This is a genomic window from Paenibacillus jiangxiensis, assembly GCF_046098255.1.
Lineage (GTDB): Bacteria > Bacillota > Bacilli > Paenibacillales > Paenibacillaceae > Paenibacillus > Paenibacillus jiagnxiensis.
The window spans coordinates 247,596-269,898 of sequence record NZ_JBJURI010000004.1; the positions used below are offsets into that span (position 1 = coordinate 247,596).

Genomic DNA, 22,303 nt, shown 5'->3' on the forward strand with positions numbered 1-22,303 from the left:
CTGAGGATGATAGCGATGGGAATCACCATCCTATCGCACAGTGGCAGGATATGAAACTTTTAAGATCAAGGAGGGCTTGGGGATGGTTGCTTACCATGCGGATTATATAGAACGAGTGTATGCGGGCTGGCTTGGTAAAGTGATAGGCGTACGTCATGGCGCGAATATAGAAAACTGGACGTATGAACGGATTGAAAGGGCTTTTGGAGAGATCACGGATTATTTATATGATTTTAAAAACTTTGCGGCTGACGATGACATTAATGGACCGCTTTTTTTTATGAACACTTTGGCAGATTTGCCTCTCAATCAAAAGGTCACCGCAGAGGATATGGGCAGGGTATGGTTGAACTACATTGCGGATGGCCACGGCTTTTTCTGGTGGGGAGGTTATGGCATATCCACGGAGCATACTGCTTACCTAAATTTGAAGCATGGGATGACAGCTCCGCAATCGGGCTCCCAGGAGCAGAATTCGCAAGCGGTGGCGGAGCAGATCGGCGGTCAAATTTTCAGTGATATTTGGGGTTTTCTGGCCCCGGGTGACACAGAGGCAGCCGCGGATCTGGCCGAGAAAATGTCATCCGTGTCCCATGACCGCAACGGGATTTATGGAGGGCGATTTGTAGCAGCCTGTTGTGCTGCAGCATTTGAGTCTTCCTCGGTAAAAGAAGTCATTCAGCGGGCACTCACAGCAATTCCTGAAGACAGCAGCTACAGCGAGGTTGTCAAGGATATCATCCGTTTTCATAACGAGCACCCCCAGGACTGGCGGGCATGCTTACGCTATATTCAAAGCCATTACGGGTATGATCGTTATCCGGGTATATGCCACATCATTCCGAATACAGCCGTTGTTGTGTTGGGGCTGCTGTATGGCGAAGGCGATTTTTCTGATTCTATAAATATTACCAACATGTGCGGATGGGACACCGATTGCAATGTCGGCAATGTCGGAGCCATTGTAGGAGTTTTGACGGGTTTAACCGGTATTGGTGAGCAATGGACAACACCGATCAATGACTTTGTATGCGCTTCCAGTGTTGTAGGCTCCCGAAACATTCAGGATATTGCTTCTGTCGCCCAACAGACAGCCGCGATTTCCAAACGCTATTTTCTGGGACAGGAACTGCCGGACGAGCCGGGGGTACACGCACATTTTGATTTTGAGCTTCCTGGCTCCACGCATGCCTTCCGTAATCATTATCCGCAAGCATTGCCTGTAACGATGGTATGTAAAAATACGGACAGGATCGCTTTCAGTGGAAAACGTTCTCTGCAAGTGACTATAAGCTCGTTAGTAGGGGGAGAGAGCTACCGGACCTATCTCAAGACATATTACACACCGGCGGATTTTAATGACAGCCGTTATGACCCGAGCTTTACACCGGTTTTTTATCCCGGGCAAAGCATTTCCATGAGTGTGTACATTTCGCAGGGAGATGAGGAGCAAGTCGCCGCACGTCTTTATGTGCACAACCTTCAGGATGGAACCCGGGTATACGGGGAGCGCACGGTATTGCCTATTGAGCAATGGACAACGCTAACCTGGAAGGTTCCATCGATCCCGGGAGCCGTATTGTCGGAGGTTGGTGTGGAATGGATTCCGCTGGCTGAAATCTTTGGGCAGCCGAAGTCCTTAACAGCTTATATAGATGATGTTCAATTATGGGGCGAGCCTGAGATCGACATTTCTTTTGCTTCCGAAAAGCTGGAGGTATGGCCGACATTACGTCAGGAGGTCAGACAGTTGACCCATCTCCGCGGCTTGTGGACGTTGGAGAACGGTCTTCTAACGGGAAGCGGGGCTGGCGAATCTGCGGAAGCCTATACAGGGGCCCATTATTTTAGGGATTACACGTATGCGGCTGCCATTCGTCCGGTCATCGGCTCGTCCCATGGAGTATTGTTCCGGGTTCAGGGGGCAGCTCGAAGTTATGCCGTGGTGCTCAAGCAAGGCCACCTGGCTCTGCTGAAAAAAGAAGGAATGAATTGGCGTACTTTGCAGGAGGCTCCTTTCATGTGGCGGCACGGAACGGATTATCGGATTTCGATCGTCGCAGCCGGCAATCATTATTCCATTTCTGTAGACGGAGAACTTCTGATGGACTATATCGATCATGAGAACCCGTATATGAGCGGTCAAGTTGGATTCGTAACGATGGACAGCAGCCGGACCGCTTATACCGATTACCACATTCATCCCAATAAACGATAGAAAGAAGGACAGCTATGAAACGGGGTCTGAAAAAAGATTTTACACTGTTGGCGATTACGATGATTCCTATTGGGGTTGCGATTAATGTTGTGGCTTATCAGCTGATGACCATTTTGAAAATGCCGATTTATTTGGATGTAATTGGGACATGTATCGTAGCTATGGTGGCAGGGCCGTGGGTGGGACTGGTTACAGGAGGACTTGGCAACGTCGTGAATGGGATGCTGAATCCGGTGTCGATCCCTTTTGCCATCACATCGATGGCGATCGGATTGACCGCAGGTTACCTGTCCAAGTATCGGATGCTGGTGAAGCCCTGGAGAATCATCGTGTCCGGCCTATTGATTGCCGTCGTCTCTTCGGCGACGTCCAGTCCGATTCAAGTCATTTTGTTTGGTGGAGTAACAGGCCAAAGTGGTGATATCGTGATGGCCACATTGCTGGCCACGGGCAAGCAGATTTGGACCGCCGTATTTTCGCAAACGCTGCTGCTCGGTGTTGTTGATAAAGTGCTGGCGATCTTGGCAAGCTCCCTGATTGTATATAAAATGACCCCACAGTTTCTGTCTAAAATGCATTATGGCGACATTTATATGCGTTCCAAAAAAATGAACCGGAAGGGAGATCAGGTGAAGTGAAAAAGTCCATTCTTGAACTCTATCCGACAACCAAGCTGCTGGGTGTACTTTTTGTCCTCATCTCCATTCTGATCGTACCGGGATATGCTTATCAATATGCCATTCTTCCAATATGTATGGTTATTGCACTGCTGGCTGGTGTTTTCCAAGGCTTTTGCAGTCTGTTTTTTAAAGGTGTTACGCTGATTGTGCTCTTTATTTTTATTATTCAAGGCTTCTTCTATCCGGGTGAAACGGTGCTCTGGTCAGGCTGGATATTCAGTCTGAAACTGGAGGGTTTGAACTACAGTCTGCTGTTGACATCCAAGATCGTTGCCATCACAGCTTCGATTATCTTGTTTTTCCAAATTACAAAGACGAAGGATCTGATTATCGCCCTGGAAAAGATGGGAACACCGAAGAAGGTCACTTACGTGATTATGTCTACGCTGCAAATCATTCCGCAGATGCGGAAACAGCTGAATGTCATTATGGATGCGCAGCGTTCGCGCGGGGTGGAGACGGAAGGAAGCCTGAAGATCCGGGCCAAAGCCATCGTCCCCGTGCTTGGCACCTTGATTATCTCGTCTTTTGAAAATACACAGGAACGTGTAATTACACTGGAATCTCGTGCGTTTACGATCCAGCGTAAAAAAACGAATGTGACTGTATTGCCCAAAGGGCCGCTGGATACGATTGTAAGGATCGTGCTGCTTCTGCTGCTTGTATTGATCATCTGGAAGGGAGGGGCTATGGGATGAGCCTGTTATCCATGAAAAATGTATCGTACAGATACCCTATTAACAATTGGACATCCTTGAAGCAGGTGACACTGAACATTGAAGCTGGTGTTTTTTACGCGGTCATCGGCGCCAACGGTGCAGGGAAAACGACGCTGTGCAGCGTGTTCAGAGGTTTCATTCCCCATTTCTATAATGGAGAGCTGGAAGGGGAAGTGCAGCTTTTTGGGAAAAATCTGCTGCAATACGAGCTGGCGGACATTGCCTCCCGGATCGGCTACCTGTTTCAGAATCCCTTTACACAGATTAGCGGAGCCAAGGAGACGGTGTTCGAGGAAATTGCCTATGGTTTGGAAAATTTAGGGATGGAACCTGCTGAAATCCGCAAGAAAGTTGAAGATGTGATTGCCTTGCTGAAGCTGGAGAAGATCGCGGAGTCTAATCCGATGGAACTATCCGGCGGGCAGAAGCAACGGGTGGCTTTTGCCTCTGTGATCGTCATGGACCCGGAGGTGATCATTATCGATGAACCGACATCTCAGCTTGATCCACAGGGCACCGAGGAAATCTTCCGTATTATCGATCTTATGAAGCAGCGGGGCAAGACCATCATTCTCGTGGAACATAAGATGGAATGGATTGCGGAATATGCAGATCAGATCATCGTGATGGAAGACGGACAAGTCGTCATGCAGGGAGACACCCAGTCGATCCTGAGCAATCCGAAAGTCATGGAGCACGGGGGTTCACTGCCCCAGTATGCCGAGGTGGGACTGAAGCTGCTCGGGGAGGGGGGCGCCAATCAGGTTCCCATTACCCGGAAGCAGGCAGAACTTGTATTTTCGCAGCTAAAAAAAGGGGGGACTGAATAATGGCTATATTGTCCTTGGACCAGGTTTCTTTCCGTTATCCGAATGGTACAAACGCAGTAGACCGTATTTCGATGTCCTTCCAGGAAGGGGAAAAGGCAGCCATTATTGGACAAAACGGAGCCGGGAAGACAACCGCCGTGAAGCTGATGAACGGACTTTTGAAGCCGTCATCGGGGACCGTCACCGTAGATGGATGGGATACGAAAGATCACACAACGGCGCAAATTTCTGCGAAGGTCGGATACGTTTTTCAAAATCCCGATGATCAGCTGTTCCATGAGACCATTTACGAAGAGATTGCTTTCAGCACGCGACACCTTAACGTTGATGCTGCAGAGGCCAAGAAAATAACTGCAACAGCGCTGGAACTGACAGATCTGACGGAATATGCGACCCTGCATCCTTACAGTCTTCCTTATTCGATGCGTAAGTTTGTGACCATTGCAGCGGTTATTGCGATGCAGAGCAAGGTCATTATTCTGGATGAGCCGACCGCAGGGCAGGATGGCCGTTCATTGGAGCGGCTGACTCGCATCATTGATTATCTGACAGGGGAAGGCAAAACCGTCATTACGATAACACATGATATGACTTATGTGGCGAATCATTTCAAACGGGTTATTATCATGACGAATGGACATGTCCTTTCGGACAGCACCGCCCAGGAAATCTTTTGGAATCCTGCGCTGATGCAGGAAAGCCATATTCAGGCTCCGCCTGTAAGTCAACTGGCATCCGTATTACATTGGTCCGGCCAGATTGTCACAGTGGACGAATTTGTGGAGTACGGCAGGTCGAATCAAAAAGAGAACCGGAATTAAAGTATGGCGGAACGACGTGAAAAATGCTCTGTATAAAATCGGATATTTTAACCATAATATGGTTTATTCCAAATGTACAGAGGAGCAGATGAATGTGAGAAAGAAATGCTTGCCGGCATTATTGTTAACCTTGGCGCTTGTTGTTAGCATGACACCAGTAGTATCCGTGCAAGCGCAGGAGGCCGAGAAGAAGGGTTCGGTGGTTTGCCTCAGTCCCAAAATGGTACAGCTGAAAACCGATATGCAGAAGGTTTGGATCAACCATACGATATGGACAAGAAGCTATATTGTCAGCGCCCTATCGAATCTTCCAGATCAGAAGGACGTATTGGCCCGGCTTTTGCAGAACCAGCAGGACATAGGCAATGTAATCAAACCTTATTATGGAGAAGCCGCTGGCAATAAGCTGGCCGATCTGCTGAGAGAGCATATTCTGATCGCAGTAAAAATTGTGGCGGCGGCCAAAGCGGGAAATCAGGCGGATGTGAAAAAGCTAGAGGCGGATTGGCATAGAAATGCCGACGATATCGCCAAATTTTTAAGCACAGCGAATCCGAACTGGCAGTTTAAAGTGCTGCAAGATATGTTGTATGCACACCTCCAGTTTATTACGGAAATCGTTCTAGACCGTCTCAAAGGGGATTGGAAAGCGGATATTGCAGCAACCGACAAAAACGAAATCCATATGATCCATTTAGCGGATATCCTGACAGAAGGCATTGTCAAGCAATTTCCTGGAAAATTTTAAAGAGAGCGCATTAGGCGCTGTAAAGCAGATTAAGCTTTTTATAATCGCCCGAAAGGGTGACTATAAAAAGCTTTTTTAATTGGTTAGTCAAATCATGCAGTCTAACCGTTAAATATATTTTAGCAAGTCCAACACGTTACAAATAAGTGGAGAAGTTAGGTCGACCATTCTGACTAAGCATCGTTTTAAAGAAAACAATATTGGCTTCGGTAACTTTGAACATTTCGTTTAAAATAGAAATAAACACATCCAAAAGGCGTTACTCCCGAAACCGTCGTATTTTAAGCAAAAAAAGTTTGGAATATCCACTCTTTGTAAGAATAGAACAGCAAGGCAAAAGGTCCTAAAAAGTAACTTCGCCGCTCGCTTCTTAAGACGGAAGCAGGGCGGCGATTATTTATGTTCGTTGACAGAAGGAAAACAGGTTTAATCGGCTGTGTGGCCGACAGGTCTTTATGGACTGACCCGTAAAATAAAAAAACTTGGCAGATAAGCCAAGAGATAAAAAAAAGGTTTGAACACGAAAAAACGCTATGTTATAATCGGTAGCGCAGTTGAAAAATCATGTTAAGACTGGTATTTTAATTACTTTTCCTAAATTAATTCTACACCAGTGACCTCTGATTTGTCAATGCTCTTTTTTTCAGACTGGATTGAAAAGGAGTGTGTTCAAAAAACATGGAGGAGAAGGAATGGCGGACAGAACAAGACCGGCTGGATCAGGTTAGGGACAAACTGAAAGCAAGGATCGAAGATCTGGAACCGAAGGTTGCCGGGCTTCACGATCAGGCTGCTGAGATCCGCAGACGGTTCTGGGAAGAAGTTACGGTTAACACGGGCTCGGACGAAGAATTTGAAGAAACATTTTATACGATTAAACAACAGGCCGCGGTGTTATCCGAGCGGGAGCGCAGCCACCGGCTTCTGACGCAACAATGGAAGAGCTTAAATCGGCTGCTCCCATCACCGTATTTCGGGCGCATCGACTTTCTGGAGGACGGCCTGAACCTGAGCGAGCAGATATACATTGGCGTATCTTCCTTCGTCGAGGAAGATGGATTGAGCTTCCTGGTGTATGATTGGCGCACTCCCATCGCGAGTCTCTACTATGACCATTCCCCCGGTGCAGCTTCTTACGACACGCCGGGCGGGCGGATCACGGGTACGATGGAGCTGAAACGGCAGTATCAGATTCACGATGGACAAATCCGTAATATGTTTGATGCGAGCGTAACGATCGGCGACGAGCTGCTCCAGCAAATGCTGGCCAAAGGCGCGAACTCGCAAATGAAGAGTATCGTATCCACCATCCAGAAGGAGCAAAACTCCATCATCCGAAACGATCATAGCCGGCTGCTTATCGTGCAGGGGGCGGCTGGCAGCGGGAAGACTTCCGCGGCCTTGCAGCGCGTGGCGTATTTGCTCTACAAACACCGCGATTCGCTTAAGGCTGATCAGATCGTTCTTTTCTCGCCGAATCCGATTTTTAACAGTTATGTTTCCTCTGTCCTGCCCGAGCTCGGCGAGGAGAACATGCAGCAGACGACTTTGCAGGAATATCTCGAATATTGGCTTGGTTCATCCTTACGTCTGGAGGATCCCTTCGATCAGATCGAATATGTGCTGACCGCACAATCAACTGCCAATTATGAGGCTCGCCTGCAGGGGATGAAATACAAGGCGTCCGAGGCTTTTTCGAGAGTTCTGCAAAACTATGCGTTGTGGCTGGGTCGGGAAGGCATGCTTTTCAACAGCATCCGGTTTCGGGACCGCGATCTGATCACCGCGGAGCAGATGAGATCGCAATTTTACAGTTACGATCCCTCTTTGCGCTTGGCCAATCGTGTCGAACTCCTTCAGAAATGGCTACTGAAGGAACTGGCACAACTGGAACGCAAAGAGCGTTGGGCGTCTTGGGTAGAGGAGGAGCTTCAATATCTCGACAACGAGCAATATGCGGAAGTTTTCGGTGAGCTGCACAAGGACAGGGAAGTCTTTGACATTGCCGAGCATTACGCCGCTGTTTACGAGAAAATAAGCAACAAGCGCAGGGGAGATGAGGGCGACTTTGACTTTGCCGAGCAGGAAGAAGAATTGCTCAGCCAAAGGATCGTGAAGATGAGCTTCAAACCGTTAAGGCAAAGCGTGAGGAAATTTTCATTTATTGATGTCCAAGGCCTGTATTCCCAATTGTTTGGCGATGAAGCTGCTTACCGGGAGAAGACGAATGAGGCCGAGATCCCTGTTCTCTGGCCTGATATCTGCAAGCAAACCAAAGAAAAGCTGGACCGGCACGAATTATTTTATGAGGATGCGACTCCGTATTTGTATTTAAAAGAACTGATCGAAGGCGTTCGGACGAACACGGAGATTCGGCATGTCTTCGTCGACGAGGGGCAGGATTATTCGCCGTTTCAATATGAGTATCTCAAAAAACTGTTCCCTCGTGCCCGCATGACGGTACTTGGCGATTTCGGGCAGGCGATCTTTATGCAGGCTACAAACCTGCAGGAGTCCGATTCGCCGCTGTTTCGGCTTTATGGCGAAGCCGAGACGAGCTTGATCCGTCTTGTGCGCAGTTATCGCTCAACCCGGGAGATTGTGGAATTTACGAAGGAACTGCTCTCTGATGAATCGGAAATCGTGCCCTTTGAAAGGATCGGACCGAAACCTCTTCTTGCCGGGTTAGAAGACGGAGAGAAGCGTGACGCGCGAATATTGAAAGACATCGCGGCACTTAAAGCCGAAGGCTTCGACTCTATTGCCGTCATTACGAAGACTGCGGCAGAAAGCCGCACAGCCATTGAATTATTACGGATGCAAGGAAGCGAAGCTTTGCAGCTCATTACGAAGGAGACGATTGCCTTTGAGAAAGGAGTGATGGTCATTCCCGTATACCTCGCCAAGGGCATTGAGTTTGATGCAGTTCTGATTTATGAGGCTTCACCTCAAGCTTACGGCAGGGACAACGAACGCAAGCTTCTGTATACGGCGTGCACTCGGGCCATGCACCGGCTTCATCTGTACACGACGGGTGATTGGTCGCCGTTTGTGCAGGCATTGCCTGCAAATTTATATGAGAAAGCAGCATATTGACGATCGGGAGTGACCATTATTTTCATCCAAACACAGCTCGATGAGCAGAAAGCAGGGATCTATGTCAACTCCTAAACAAGCAAAACCGCTGGCAGCCGGCGGGGACGACTTCTCATTAAAGGCCATTCTGCCACCACTCATGGCGATTATTGTCGGCATGATCATGGTTATTCTGGACAGCACCATCGTCAATAATGCCATTCCGAAGCTCGTTGAATACTTCGATACCGATCTGAAGACGATCCAATGGACCGTCACCGGTTATACGCTGGCCTTATCCGCCGTTATTCCGCTTGCAGGCTGGATGACCGATAAATTCGGCTCCAAGCAAGTTTTCTTGATTACGATCGCCCTGTTCACGATTGGCTCCGTGCTGTGCGGCATCGCACAAACGCCGGAACAGCTGATCATTTACCGCATCATTCAAGGCTTGGGCGGCGGCATGGTGGCCCCGATCGGAATGGCCATGGTGTTCAAGTTAGCACCTCCGGAGCGACTCGGATCTGTTATGGGCTTACTCGGCATCCCAATGCAGATCGCGCCGGCGTTCGGTCCGGTGTTATCCGGCTGGCTGGTCGATTCTGTCAGCTGGCACTGGATTTTCATCATCAATCTGCCGATCGGCATCATCGCCTTCATTCTCGGGTATAAATATTTGCCGAAATCCGACCGGCATGCGGCGCCGCATCTGGACGTCATCGGCATGTGCCTTGCGCCGGTCGCCTTCTCCATGCTGGCGTACGGCGTAAGCGAAAGCGGCACCGGCTGGGCCAGGACATCGACCATTACAGGCTTGGCGGTCGGCGGCATTGCGCTCATTCTCTTCATCTTCGTGGAACTGGCACAGAAGCAGCCGCTGCTGGAGCTGAAAGTGTTCAAGTCGTCCGACTTTACACGCAGCATCATCTTGACGTGGATCGTACAACTCGCGCTGTTCGGCGCAATGCTGATCGTACCGCTGTACCTGCAAGGCGTCATGCACTACACCGCGTTTGAAACAGGCTGGACCCTGATGCCTTTTGCCCTCTGTGCAGCCATCAGCATGCCCATCAGCGGCCGGCTGTTCGACAAGATCGGCGCGCGTCCGCTCGCCTTCACCGGTCTTTCTGTTGTATCCATTTCCCTGTTCGTCTTATCAGGCATATCGGTGGATACCCCGCTGTGGATTATTATCCTGTGCATCTGCATCATGGGCCTCGGCATGGGCTTCTCCATGATGCCGTTAAACACGCATGTCCTGAACTCTGCCCCTCGCCGTTTGGTGGGCCGTGTTACACCGCTGACAGCAGCTGCTCAGCAAGTCGTCGTTTCTTTCGCGGTGGCGGGCCTGACGGGTTATCTCACATCACAAATCGCTTCCCACGCCACAGGCGCGGGAGCAGACGCAAATCCGCTGAACGCCGTCGTCGCGGGTTATGGCGACACGTTCTTCCTGTCCGCATGCCTCGTGACCGCGGGTGTCGCACTGACGCTCCTTCTGCGTAAACCGAAGCAGCAGGAAGAAGACAGAACCGACGGCGAGAACAATCCGGAACCGGCGATGATGAACCACTAATCGCGAATCGGCACCGATTCGCCCGTATGCAAATAGCCTTGGCCGTTAGTCGGTCAAGGCTATTTTTTGCTACTGATACGACGGCTCGATGATGACACCTATTTTCCCGCCAGATTCATCTCTGCACACATGAGGATGAAGGCGCCTGCTCCGTGCAGGTCGTTTTCGCTGGTTGGACGGGCGATATAGTGGGCGTAGTCGCCGATTCCCGTGCCGATGCAAATGTTGCCGATCACGACGTTGCCGTTGTCGTCAAACTTCAACGTATCGATTACGCCTTGGTAGCCTTTCCAGGCATATTCCATGTATTGAGCGTCCAGATAGCCGAACCGAACGGCTTTGGCAATGGCATGCACATACAGCGACGTGCAGGAGTTTTCATGCCAATTATCCGGGCGGTCGCCTTTGTCGACGACTTGATACCATAATCCGGTGGCGGGATCCTGGTAGTTCGTCAGAGCGATAAGCAGATCCTGTACAATGGTTACGAGATTTGCTTTATCTGGATGATCCTCCGGCATGTATTCGAACATTTCAAGCAAGGCGACGGGATACCAGCCAATGGCACGGCCCCAGAACTCTGGGGCGAGACCCGTGACGGGATCTGCCCATTTGGCCTGCTTGGTTTCGTCCCAGCCGTGATACAGCAAACCGGTGACAGGGTCCTTCGTATGCTTCTCCATGAGCAGCGCCTGGAAGGCCATCATGTCAAAATAATCGCTGCCGCCAAATGTTTTGGCGAATTGCACGGCAATCGGTCCGGCCATATATAAGCCATCCAGCCACATTTGATTCGGACAATGTCCCTTGTGCCAGAATCCGCCGGACGGATTTGTCGGCCAAGATTTCAGCAAGGGCACCAGGGTGTGCAGCGCTTTCTTGTACCGCTCGTCTCCCGTCTGCTCGTAGAGGGTGAAGAGAAGCACGCCAGGCTGTATGTCGTCAAGCTCGTCGGACATAAACTTCTTGATGCTGCCGTCCTCCAGAATCTGGCTGTCAACCCACCCTTTCATGTAGTCGTACAGCTTCTGATCTCCGGTCTGCCGCCAGCATTTCTCCATGCCAGACAGGAAGACGCCTTGATGGTAGTGGAATCGGTCCGGCGGAAGTTGTTCCGGCTCGAATTTGTTCATTAACGCTTCGCAGGCTTTTAGCGCCCATTGAATGGGGCTCATAATGGATGAAGCAGTTTGCATGCGCATCCTTCCTCCTTGGTTGTTTGTACTCCCATTCTAGCATCGGAATATGTACATGTTTTGCGGGATATCTCCTTTTTTTCTTATTTCTTGCGATATAATGAACAACAGGTAAGAAAGTGGGGAGGGGAGCGGTTTGGGAGATCTGTATTTCGAAAATAATGAAGGCACATTCCAGGTATCCCACCGGAAAGCGTTAAGCCATCATATGCCGGTGAGCCATTTTCACAGCACTTACGAGATCTATTATCTGATGTCCGGCAAGCGGGAATTTTTTATTCAAGACCGGACGATTACCATTAACGAAGGCGATGTCGTCATAATCGCTCCCAACATTCTGCACCGTACAACCAACGCGCAGCGGCCAAAGCATGAGCGGCTCATTATCAATATGCATGAGCGGTATTTTTCGCCGGATGGTTCTCATAAGGAAGCCCTTCAGCCTTTGCTGGAGCGGGATTATCTGGTCATGAACGGTTCCTTGCGCACTAAGGAGTCAATCGAAACGCTTTCCAGAGCGATTATTCAGGAGATGCAGGAACGCGGAAAGGGCTTCGAATTGTTTGCCCAGACGCTCGCCGTGCAGCTGCTCATCCTGTGCTGCAGGCACTTCCGGCAGCATGATGCGGAGCCGCTGACATCGCCAAGTCCCATGCACGAACGAGTATCGGAGATCGTCCGCTATATCAACAAGCATTACATGGAGGAACTGTCGCTTCATTTGCTGGCGGACAGGTTTTATATCAGTCCTTATTATTTGAGCCGATCCTTCAAGGAGGCAACAGGCTTCGCGTTTGTGGAGTACGTGAACAGCGTACGGATCAAGGAAGCCAAGAAGCTGCTTGAAAGCTCTTCCATGAAGGTGAACTTGATCGCAAGGAAGGTGGGCTTCGGAAGCGTGACGCATTTCGGCCGAGTATTCAAGACGGTCACGGGCAATGCTCCATTGCATTATAGAGGGAAAGGGGAGACGCGGCATACGAAAAATCAAAGAAGAAATGAATGATGAGAGTAAACTGGCAGCAGTCAAACTGATGCAAGAATATATACTCAGTTTTGAACAAAACTTCTCGGGACTGGATTATAATGGTGAGTACGTAACACGATTTAACGACAACCTTGATGAAATTCGCAAGCTGTCTATAGATATCCAAAGGAATTATGTCTCCGCGTTATTATAACTGCAACGCGGCGCGAAGCAATGCTTATATGGAGGGGGATGTCTATTGATCCGTACCTGGTATCGCCGATTGCTGCTGTCCTACTTTCCTATTTTTTTACTTACCGTAACGATCCTGATTTTTGCCTCTTTTGTGTTTATCAATGATATTTCACGGATGGAAACCAGGAAAGCGGACCGCATCTCCACCAGCTATATCGTGGATAATGTAGACCGGACGATAAAGGAAGTTGAGTTGTCAGTGTTGGCGGCTGCTGAACGCAGTGATGCCTATAAACGTTATTTCAACAGTAAAGGCCAGACGGATACGGGGACAATATATGCGGTTGCCCAGAGCCTGCGCAATCTGACTGACGAATCATCCTACATTCAATCCATCTATCTATATGACAGGAAAAATGAAAGCGTTTTAACAGAAACAGGCCTAAAAGATCTTTCGGGATTTGCAGACGAAGACTGGATTCGCAGTATGGTCTCGGGTTCATTGCAGGAAGGCTGGCAACCTGTCAGGGAATACAAGGGCGAGTTCGTGCAGCGTACGCCTGTGCGTGTGCTTACCATAAATAAAGGAATGCCCCTGCCTTTTGGCTCGGAGGGGATGCTTGTCATCAATATCAAAATGAGCGGAATTGAACATATGGTCGACAGTATGGTCAACGAACAGCTATCCTTCCTTACCATTATTGGCAGTGACGGACAGACTGTGTACCACGCACACTCGGACAGTGAAGGCGCCAAAAATGGAAAACAGTTGAACACGATCTATCTGGAAAGACTCGGCTGGACGTTCTCCAGCGGCATCAAGGCAGGAAATCTGTTCGGCTGGGTGTCTGTGATTTCCTATCTCTGGGTGGCTATTGCTCTCGGAACGGTTGTCTGTGCGATTATTTACCTGATCTATGTTACCCGGCGCAACTACAAGCCCATTCAGGTGATTATGAACCGCATTGAAGGCCATCAAATCCGGACCATGGATCATTCCACCTACAGACCAGACGAAATGAGGCTCATTGACGGGGTGCTGGAAGATCTAATCAACCATATGACGGATTATGACAAGAAGAGCAGAGAAAACCTGCTGCTGCAGCGCAGCAAGCTATTCACCGATCTGCTGCGCAATGAGCGGATGGACAATGCCGTCCAGCGGATGGAGGAGCTGTCACCGCTCACAGATGTTCATTCCTCATCCCGCTTTTCGGTTGTGCTCAGTGAAATCAACCGATACGAGCAGGTGTTTCAGGATCGTTATACTAGGGACGACCAGAACACGCTCAAATTTGCTCTGATGAATGTCTTTCAGGAATTGGCGCGAGGGGTGAATATGCAGGGCTGGGCGGAGTGGATCAGCACGGACCGGGCAGCAATTCTCTTCCTGTCAGCCGGAAGCGATGAGGAGATGACGGAGAAAATCCGTATATTCGCTGAGGAATGCCGTTCCTGGGTAGAGCAGAATTTACGTATCTCCCTCAGCTTTGGTATTGGACCGGCGGTAACCGGACCGGGTGCGATTCGGGATTCTTATGCGGCAGCCGACAATGTGATGCAGCACAAGCTCTTGAAGCACGAAGATATTGCTCTGGTGGAATGCGGGGAAGCGCGCCAGCCTTTAATTGAAACTTACAAGTATTTACAAATGATTGCTGAGTTTGTCAAGCAGTTCCGGATGTCAAGCGTCCAGTGGCGGGAGCGGCTGGAAGAAATTTTTACAGCGTTCGAACAGGATTTTCTGCAGGACGATGATATTCGCTCTCTAATCCAGGCCATGCTGCAAATGCTGGGCCGGGAAGTGGCTGTAATGTCGGAGCAGCTGCAGGATGAACTGTCGACGGAAAAAGCTTCGATACAGCTGAAGCGGCTGGAAGAGGCGGAGTCCATTCATGAGGTGAAGGGCATTCTGTTTGAATATTTAACCGGTTTATTCCGCACCTATGTCTCTGCCAGCGAAACTAAAAGCTACCGGGCAATGGTCAACGAAATGAAGAATTATATTGAAGAGAACTTTGCCAATTCCGATCTTTCCCTGAAGCATTTAAGCGACCGGTTTCAGGTATCCGGCAAATATGCCAGCTATCTTTTTAAAACGGAATTTAATATGAAATTTGTGGATTTCGTTACGGAGTTGAGGATGAAGAAAGCCGAGCAGCTGCTGCTTGAGACGGAGTATTCCTTAAAGGATATCGCGTTCAAGGTGGGTTACGCCAATGCCATAACGTTCGGCAGAGTATTTAAACGGGTAGCCGGAATCACGCCGGGCGATTACCGCTCTTTGCATCGCGTCCGCCCAATTTCCAGAACATGAGACGCATGCTCTTTAAATTGAACATGAACAGCTGATCTTATACTTGTTATTTCGGAACCGCATTCCTGCTCGTACTCCTCCGTCAGAAGGAGGCAAACATGGATGCGGTCTTTATTTGCGTTCTTTTGAAAGCGGTTTATTATACGAAAATGGTTGTATGGATAAACAGAAAGTCCGATTGGCAGTATCTGAAACAGGTTTATTGTCAAACCGCTGAAATGCATGAAATACTGTGGGAACATCACAATTAAAATACGCAAAGGGGAAGGGGATGGGAGAATGAACGTATTCCAAAGAGTTCGGAAGAAGACGATCGGGCTCGGAATGGCTGCGGTAATGGGGGTATCCCTGCTGGCCGGCTGCGCAAACGGAGATTCGGCGGCAGTAGGGGAAAACGGCGAACGAGTCACGTTGAAGGTTGAAGTGTTTGACCGCGGGAACAGCCCGGAACCGCATACCATTACCAACAACTATTTGACGAAACTGGTGCAGGAGCGGTTCGGCGATCCGCATAACATTGATGTCGAGTTTGTACCGATTCAGCGCTCTGAGGAAGTTTCCAAGCTGAACGTGTTGATGGCAAGCAATACCGATGTACCTGATATCGTCTTTACGTATGATTCCAGCGTGTTTTACCGCTATGCGCAGCAGGGCGGTCTGACCGATGTCGGAGAATTACTCGATGAATATGGTCCGAACCTGAAGAAATTTATTGGTGAGGAAACGCTTGCCTTTGGCCAGCTTGATGGCAAACAATTCGCGATCCCCGGCAAACGGGCGATCACGGGCCGCTATAGCTCATACATCCGCCAGGATTGGCTGAATAAACTGGGCTTGCCTGTACCAACGACAACCGATGAGCTGTATACAACCTTGAAAGCGTTTAAAGAAAAGGACCCGGGGGGCCTTGGCAGCCAAAACATCCCGATGGGCATGGCACTGGCTCCGGCCCAGTTTGAAACTTTGATTTATTCCTTCATTAAGCCGGTCAGAGGCGATCTGACTTACGGCCAGCGTTATGAGCTGCCACTTCATGAGGGCTTCAAGGATGCGATGCAATTTCTGAACAAGCTCTATAACGAGGGGCTGATCAGCAAGGATTTCAGCCTGGACGAGGATAAAACCCAATTGGCCAAGGATATTCAGAACGGTAATGTTGGTTACTGGTCGGAGGACGTAGATGTTCTGTTCTATGCCGATGGCACCCTGGATAATCTCTACAAAAATGTAGAGGGAAGCAAAGTGGTTCCGGTAGATGTCTTAACCAACGCCAAAGTTGATAACAAGCATATTAAATCCCGCTATGCCTCGAACGGCATGTACATCATGATTCCCAAAAGCAGCAAGCGCTCGGTGGAGGCGATTAAGTATCTGGACTGGATGGCATCAGGCAATAATCTGATCGATATGTACAGCGGCGTTGAAGGGGAAAACTATGATCTGATCGATGGCATTCCGGTCGTTAAAGCCGATGCCTCCCAAGAAGTTGTGAACCGTATTTACAACGCTGGCGACATGGTCATCATCTCCAACGGCAAAAACATCGGGGACCAGGCCACCAACGAAAAAGCATGGGTGAGCGGCTTCCCGGAGCGCAACCAGGAAATGCTGAAGCAATCGATCGCGATCGCGAACACCGACACGATTGGCCCTATCGTTTTCGGCAGGCCGATTGAAGCCGAAGCCCAATATGGCACCACACTCAATGACAAATTATCCGTCATTATTGTTAAAACGGCGATGGCCAAGCCGGAGGAATTCGAAGCGGTTTACGAGCAGGAAATGAAGGATTATATGTCACTGGGCGGAGCCGAGCTGCAAGCAGAGCTCGAGCAGGCGCTTAAGGAGCTTCCGGCGCAGTAGGCTAATATATGTAAAACCGGGTGGCGGGGAATGCCTCTCCACCCGGTTTTTACCCATAGGAGGAACCCGACTTGAGCAAAGCGACTTACTTTAGACGGTATTGGCAATTATACGCGCTGCTTTCGCTGCCTATTATCTATTTCCTGATCTTCCGTTACGGTCCGATGTATGGTGTGCAGATTGCTTTTAAGGATTTCAATCTGTTTCAGGGAATTGGGGGCAGTGAGTGGATCGGATTTGACGCCTTCCGCGAAGTCTTTGGAATGAGAGAGTTCTACAGCACCCTGCGCAATACCTTTATGCTGAATTTTCTGGATTTGCTCGTTTCTTTCCCAGCCCCGATCATCCTGGCTATTATGCTGTATGAAATCCGGTCGATATGGTTCAAAAAAATATCGCAGACCATTTTGTACATTCCCCATTTTATTTCCTGGGTGATCATCGGGGGCATCGTTTATCAGTTGTTCGGCAATCAGTCTGGTATGGTAAACGGTGTTCTGGAAGGCCTGGGTCTCGCTCCGATCCCGTTTCTGACCGAAAAAAATCCGTGGCTGATCACTTATTTGTTCACAGGAGTCTGGCAAAGTGCGGGCTGGGGAACCATCCTCTACCTGGCAGCATTGACCGGTGTTAACAAGGAGCTGTTCGAAGCTGCTGAAGTGGATGGAGCGACAAGGCTGAAGAAAATCCGTTATATCACACTTCCCAGCATTAAACCAACCATTGTGACGCTGCTGATCCTCAATCTCGGGAAGATGGTCAGCATTGGCTTTGACCGCCCTTACATTATCGGAAATACAGCTGTGCGGGAATATTCCGATGTGCTCAGCACCTTTGTGTACCGGGTCGGTCTGGAATCCGGGCAATATACGCTGGCTACCGTAGTCGGATTGTTCCAGGCCGTGGTGGGACTGGTGTTCATTCTCGGCTCCAACTATATTTCGAAAAAAGTGACCGGAGACGGTATTTTGTGATCAGGAAGGAAGTGAGTGCTATGAGTGAACGTACCTCAAACCGGATATTCGATATCGTTAATATTACGTTTGTTGCCTTGTTCGTTTTGTTCTGTCTGGCTCCGTTTTTGCACGTAATTGCCGTGTCGCTCAGTTCAAACCGGGCCATCACTTCCGGAGAAGTTACACTTTTTCCAGTTGAGTTAGACTGGAGTGCGTACATTAAAGTATTTTCCGATAATGCCATGATCCGCTCGCTCATCTTCACGATTGTTCTGACGGTTGGCACAACGCTGCTGTGCATGCTCTTCACGATCGCGGCAGCCTATCCGCTGACCAAAAGAAAGCTCAAGGGACGCAAATTTTTTATGTACCTGATTATTATCACGATGTTCTTCAGTGGCGGCATTATTCCCGAATATTTGCTGATCCGCGATCTGCATTTGCTCAATTCGGTGTGGGCGCTTATTCTGCCAGGCCTGGTCAGCCCCTTTAACCTGATTATTCTCATTTCCTTTTTCAACAACATTCCTCCCAGTCTGGAGGAATCTGCTGAAATCGATGGCAGTTCCCATTTCCGCACATTGTTGAGTGTTGTAGTTCCTCTGTCCATGCCGGTTATGGCCACATTGGCTCTCTTCTATGCCGTGGGACGGTGGAACGGCTTCCAGGATTCCCTCATGTATATTAATAACCCGGACCTGTATCCACTCCAGCTTAAGCTGTTCCAGATGGTACAGAACAATATGGTTTCTGAACTGACGCAGCTGGAAGGTGCGAACCGGACCCCGCTGACACCGGAGAGCCTCAAAGCGGCCACGGTCATTTTCGCCACGGTACCGATTCTTCTCGTCTATCCGTGGCTGCAGAAATATTTTGTCAACGGGGTCATGCTTGGTGCCGTCAAAGGTTGAACCGTAAGATTGGGAGGAATGACAATGTACATGAAATTGGCGGAGAGTAATGACAGAGCGGTGGAGGCAGGACTATCCCGGCAGGTGCTTGATCCGCAAAGCCGCTATTATGGGGGGACACTTGATCCGGGGACGGGCATTGCCTGGGTCAATCACACCACCGGCACGCCAACCGACATGTGTTATTGGGGGGCTGCTCTGGTGAATCCCGATTCTGCGTATTACCGGGATGAGCGGCTGCTGGCGCGGCTGCTGCTGGCGACGGAGTTTGTGCTGCGCGCACAGCATGAGGATGGCTCTATCTCGCCTGGCTGGACCAACTACCATTCTCCGCCGGACACAGCGTTTGTTGTCGTCGGCTACGCTCAGCTGTACCAATTGCTGACGCAGCAGGAGTGGGTGCCGCTGCAGCCTGTGCTGGATAATATGCTGCTGTTTCTTAAACGAACCATTCCCGTCATGCTTACGGGGGGCGTGCATACGCCGAATCACCGCTGGGTGCTGTGCGCTGCACTTGGCTTCCTGTATAAGCTGTTTGGACTGGAAGAGGCCGTTCAAAGGGCGGATCAGTGGCTGGCAGAAGGGATGGACATTACACCGGACGGGGAATGGACGGAGCGCAGCAACGGGATTTACAACGCAGTCAGTGACATCATGCTTATTCATGCCGCACGTCTGCTGGATCGGCCGCAGCTGCTCGATCCGGTCCGCTTGAATCTGCACATGATGGTATATCTGATCCATCCCTCAGGAGAGGTCGTTACCGATTACTCCGGGCGGCAGGATTTGGGAAGCATTCACGATCTGTCTCCGTATTATTTGCCTTATGCAATTCTGGCCCGTCATGACAAGGATCCTGTGTTCGCGGGCATGGCTGAATGGGCCGGCCGATCGCTAGCTGATCCAGGTGTCTCCTCCGTCAATGTGCTTGTGCGCATGCTGCTGGAGCCGGAGTTTCAGCAGCCGTTTGAGGCAACGGAGGACCTTCCCGTGAAATACGAGAAAATACTGAATGGCGATTTTCTGCGGCACGGCTATTTGCAGAATATGGAGGACGCCGGCCATCAAGGGCGGATCTTCCACAGCCGTTTACATACCGATTTTGGCGCACCTGTTGCCCGCTACAGAGACGGCGGTACCAGTGTGACGCTGATTACGGAGACGCCGTCTTTTTTTGCTCTTCGCCATGGAGCGGTGAGACTGCTGGCCGTGCAGCTGGCTTCTTATTTTTACCCGGGATATGTGCCGATGCAGGAAATGACTAAGCTGCCCGCAGGATACCGTCTGGCAGGAGAGCAAAAGAAGGGGTATTACGGTCCAGTCGAAGGAGCACTGCTTCCGCCGACATCTAAAACGCCAATAAGCCCTTGGTATTTGCTCCCGCACCATATCCGCCCGCTTACTCATGAACAAACGTTCCGTGTGGAGGCAGAGGTTCAACGCACTGAAGAGGGCTGGACACTCCGGCTGCATGGGGATGAGCCAGGGGAAGTCATGACACAGCTTTCCTTCATTTTTGGACGGGAAGGAAGCTTCACTTCGGGAGAATTGCAGACAGTAAGAGAAAACTGTTATCTCTGGAGCGGTGGGAACCTCCGCTATGTATGCGGCGAGGACTGGATTGAACTGACTGGGGGCGAGTTGGGCCATCTGGCTGCCACGGTGCGCGAGGCGAAGCTGCAGGATAACTGCAAGGCGGTGTTGGTCAACTTTCTGACCCCGTTTGACAAAACGTTTACCATCACTCTATCTCCAATTTAACCCCTTACTTTTTTGACAGGATAGCTTACTTTTGTTTATGTCCTAAGCGGAGGAATCCCGTTACAATACAAATGTAAGCGATTACAAGTAGAGAAGGGGAGGAAATTCATTTGATGTTGCATATGAAAAAGTGGGCAACCCTGTGCTGCCTGACCCTGTTATTGTTCGCTACAGCCTGTTCGGGCGGAACCTCCGGCACATCATCCGGGCCAGGTGACAAGGATCAGAGAGGAAGCACCGATCAAATCGAGCTGCGCATGACGTGGTGGGGCTCGCAGACCCGCCATGATCTGACGACCAAGGTCATCAAGCTGTTTGAAGAAAAGCACCCCGGTATTACGATCAAACCGGAATACTCCGGTTGGGACGGTTATTTTGACAAGCTGACCACTCAGGTCGCCGGCTCCAACGCCCCGGACATCTTGCAGATGGATTATGCCTTTCTGACCGACTTTGCCCGGCGCGGTGCGCTGCTGGATCTGACACCTTATGCGGAGAGCAAGGAGCTGCGCACCGAAGAGCATGACAAAAGCATGCTCAAAGCCGGGACGGTTGACGATAAGCTGTACGCCATCACGCTTGGCGTGAACGCTCCTGGCGTCATTTACGATGCCACGCTGTTCAAAGAGCTGGGCATCGAGGAACCAAAAGAAAGCTGGACGTGGGAGGACTTCGGCGAGATCGCCGCCAAGATCGCGGCTGCCAAGGGCGAAGGCTTTTACGGCTCGGTGGATATCTCGGGAACGACGAACATGTTCGAAATTTTTATCCGCCAAAAGGGCAAGGGGCTGTTCGATGGAGGAACCTTGACGGCTACTAGCGAGGATCTGCAGCAGTGGTTTGACATGTGGGCTGCGCTCCGCAAGAACGGCGGCGCCACGTCTGCCGAAGTAACGGCCTCCACGACCAGCGCGCTGGAGACACGACCGATCTCTGTCGGGACGGCAGCCATGGAGTTTACCTGGTCGAACCAGCTGCTCACATTCCAGCAGGTCAACAAAAATCAGGACCACAAGCTGGCGATTCAGGTCATTCCCCATGGTGTGGGAGAAAAGCAAATCGGTGAATACTTGAAGCCGGGCCAGTTCATTTCCGGTTATGCCAAAACGAAGCACCCCAAAGAGGTAGCCATGTTTATCGACTTCATGGTGAATGATCCGGAAGCAACAGCCATTCTGGGCTCGGAGCGCGGCGTGCCTGTCAACTCCAGCGTTCGTGAGCAGCTGCAGCCTTCGCTGTCAGACGCGGAGAAGGAGATTTTCAAATTTATCGACCTTGTGTCACAACACTCCAGCGAGATTGATCCGCCATACCCGCAAGGATATTCGGAAGTGGATTCAAGCTTCAAGACCACAAGCGAACAGATCGCATTCGGACAGGGCAGCGCTCAGGACGTCATTGCACAGTTCATTGAGAACGCCAAGACCTCACTTGCCTCAGGGCAGTAACAGCTTGCATTCGTCTGAACTT

General features: G+C 50.2%; 17 protein-coding genes. 16 read left to right on the top strand and 1 reads right to left on the bottom strand.

Annotation, left to right across the window (positions count from 1 at the left end):
* Positions 1–82: 82 nt before the first annotated feature.
* The 8 genes from ACI1P2_RS06290 to ACI1P2_RS06325 all read left to right on the top strand — a co-directional run bounded on the left by ACI1P2_RS06290 (position 83) and on the right by ACI1P2_RS06325 (position 10,667).
* The gene (locus ACI1P2_RS06290; RefSeq protein ID WP_355317886.1) at positions 83–2,218 is read left to right on the top strand and encodes an ADP-ribosylglycohydrolase family protein; all 2,136 of its coding nucleotides are present in this window, start codon (positions 83–85) and stop codon (positions 2,216–2,218) included.
* 14 nt (positions 2,219–2,232) lie between these two features.
* A complete protein-coding gene (locus ACI1P2_RS06295; RefSeq protein ID WP_007432050.1) occupies positions 2,233–2,856 on the top strand; it encodes an ECF transporter S component in 624 nt (207 codons plus the stop codon).
* A complete protein-coding gene (locus ACI1P2_RS06300) occupies positions 2,853–3,596 on the top strand; it encodes an energy-coupling factor transporter transmembrane component T (RefSeq protein WP_355317889.1) in 744 nt (247 codons plus the stop codon). Before ACI1P2_RS06295 ends, ACI1P2_RS06300 begins: the two co-directional genes overlap by 4 nt.
* The gene (locus ACI1P2_RS06305; RefSeq protein ID WP_408976149.1) at positions 3,593–4,447 is read left to right on the top strand and encodes an energy-coupling factor ABC transporter ATP-binding protein; all 855 of its coding nucleotides are present in this window, start codon (positions 3,593–3,595) and stop codon (positions 4,445–4,447) included. The genes ACI1P2_RS06300 and ACI1P2_RS06305 overlap by 4 nt, the downstream gene beginning before the upstream one ends.
* Entirely contained in the window at positions 4,447–5,268 is an 822-nt protein-coding gene (locus ACI1P2_RS06310; protein ID WP_355317893.1) for an energy-coupling factor ABC transporter ATP-binding protein, read from the top strand. Before ACI1P2_RS06305 ends, ACI1P2_RS06310 begins: the two co-directional genes overlap by 1 nt.
* Positions 5,269–5,356: 88 nt before the next feature.
* Positions 5,357–6,016, top strand: coding sequence for a glycosyltransferase (locus ACI1P2_RS06315; RefSeq protein WP_408976153.1), 660 nt, complete (start codon positions 5,357–5,359; stop codon positions 6,014–6,016).
* A gap of 678 nt (positions 6,017–6,694) precedes the next feature.
* Positions 6,695–9,112: an RNA polymerase recycling motor HelD gene (gene helD / locus ACI1P2_RS06320; RefSeq protein ID WP_355317897.1), complete on the top strand. Its 2,418-nt coding sequence runs from the start codon at positions 6,695–6,697 to the stop codon at positions 9,110–9,112.
* A 61-nt stretch (positions 9,113–9,173) separates the two neighbouring features.
* Positions 9,174–10,667: an MDR family MFS transporter gene (locus ACI1P2_RS06325; RefSeq protein WP_355317899.1), complete on the top strand. Its 1,494-nt coding sequence runs from the start codon at positions 9,174–9,176 to the stop codon at positions 10,665–10,667.
* Positions 10,668–10,765: 98 nt separating this feature from the next.
* On the opposite strand, the gene ACI1P2_RS06330 is transcribed toward ACI1P2_RS06325, so the two are convergent.
* Positions 10,766–11,863 (bottom strand): glycoside hydrolase family 88/105 protein, encoded by a 1,098-nt coding sequence (locus ACI1P2_RS06330; RefSeq protein ID WP_355317901.1) that lies wholly within the window; start codon positions 11,861–11,863, stop codon positions 10,766–10,768.
* A gap of 136 nt (positions 11,864–11,999) precedes the next feature.
* Here ACI1P2_RS06330 and ACI1P2_RS06335 point away from each other — a divergent pair, with 136 nt between their 5' ends.
* The 8 genes from ACI1P2_RS06335 to ACI1P2_RS06370 all read left to right on the top strand — a co-directional run bounded on the left by ACI1P2_RS06335 (position 12,000) and on the right by ACI1P2_RS06370 (position 22,281).
* Positions 12,000–12,869, top strand: a complete 870-nt coding sequence (locus tag ACI1P2_RS06335) for an AraC family transcriptional regulator (RefSeq protein ID WP_355317903.1) — start codon at positions 12,000–12,002, stop codon at positions 12,867–12,869.
* Positions 12,862–13,044, top strand: coding sequence for a hypothetical protein (locus tag ACI1P2_RS06340; RefSeq protein ID WP_355317905.1), 183 nt, complete (start codon positions 12,862–12,864; stop codon positions 13,042–13,044). The genes ACI1P2_RS06335 and ACI1P2_RS06340 overlap by 8 nt, the downstream gene beginning before the upstream one ends.
* 45 nt (positions 13,045–13,089) lie before the next feature.
* Positions 13,090–15,342: a helix-turn-helix domain-containing protein gene (locus ACI1P2_RS06345; protein ID WP_355317907.1), complete on the top strand. Its 2,253-nt coding sequence runs from the start codon at positions 13,090–13,092 to the stop codon at positions 15,340–15,342.
* Positions 15,343–15,621: 279 nt separating this feature from the next.
* Positions 15,622–17,205, top strand: coding sequence for an extracellular solute-binding protein (locus ACI1P2_RS06350; RefSeq protein ID WP_355317909.1), 1,584 nt, complete (start codon positions 15,622–15,624; stop codon positions 17,203–17,205).
* Between the two features lie 71 nt (positions 17,206–17,276).
* Positions 17,277–18,179 carry an ABC transporter permease gene (locus ACI1P2_RS06355; protein WP_355317911.1) on the top strand — a complete coding sequence of 301 codons (903 nt, stop codon included), beginning with the start codon at positions 17,277–17,279 and terminating at the stop codon, positions 18,177–18,179.
* 20 nt (positions 18,180–18,199) lie between these two features.
* Positions 18,200–19,072: a carbohydrate ABC transporter permease gene (locus tag ACI1P2_RS06360; protein ID WP_355317913.1), complete on the top strand. Its 873-nt coding sequence runs from the start codon at positions 18,200–18,202 to the stop codon at positions 19,070–19,072.
* Positions 19,073–19,096: 24 nt separating this feature from the next.
* Entirely contained in the window at positions 19,097–20,833 is a 1,737-nt protein-coding gene (locus ACI1P2_RS06365; protein WP_355317915.1) for a hypothetical protein, read from the top strand.
* Positions 20,834–20,946: 113 nt separating this feature from the next.
* Positions 20,947–22,281 (top strand): ABC transporter substrate-binding protein, encoded by a 1,335-nt coding sequence (locus ACI1P2_RS06370; RefSeq protein WP_355317970.1) that lies wholly within the window; start codon positions 20,947–20,949, stop codon positions 22,279–22,281.
* Positions 22,282–22,303: the final 22 nt, after the last annotated feature.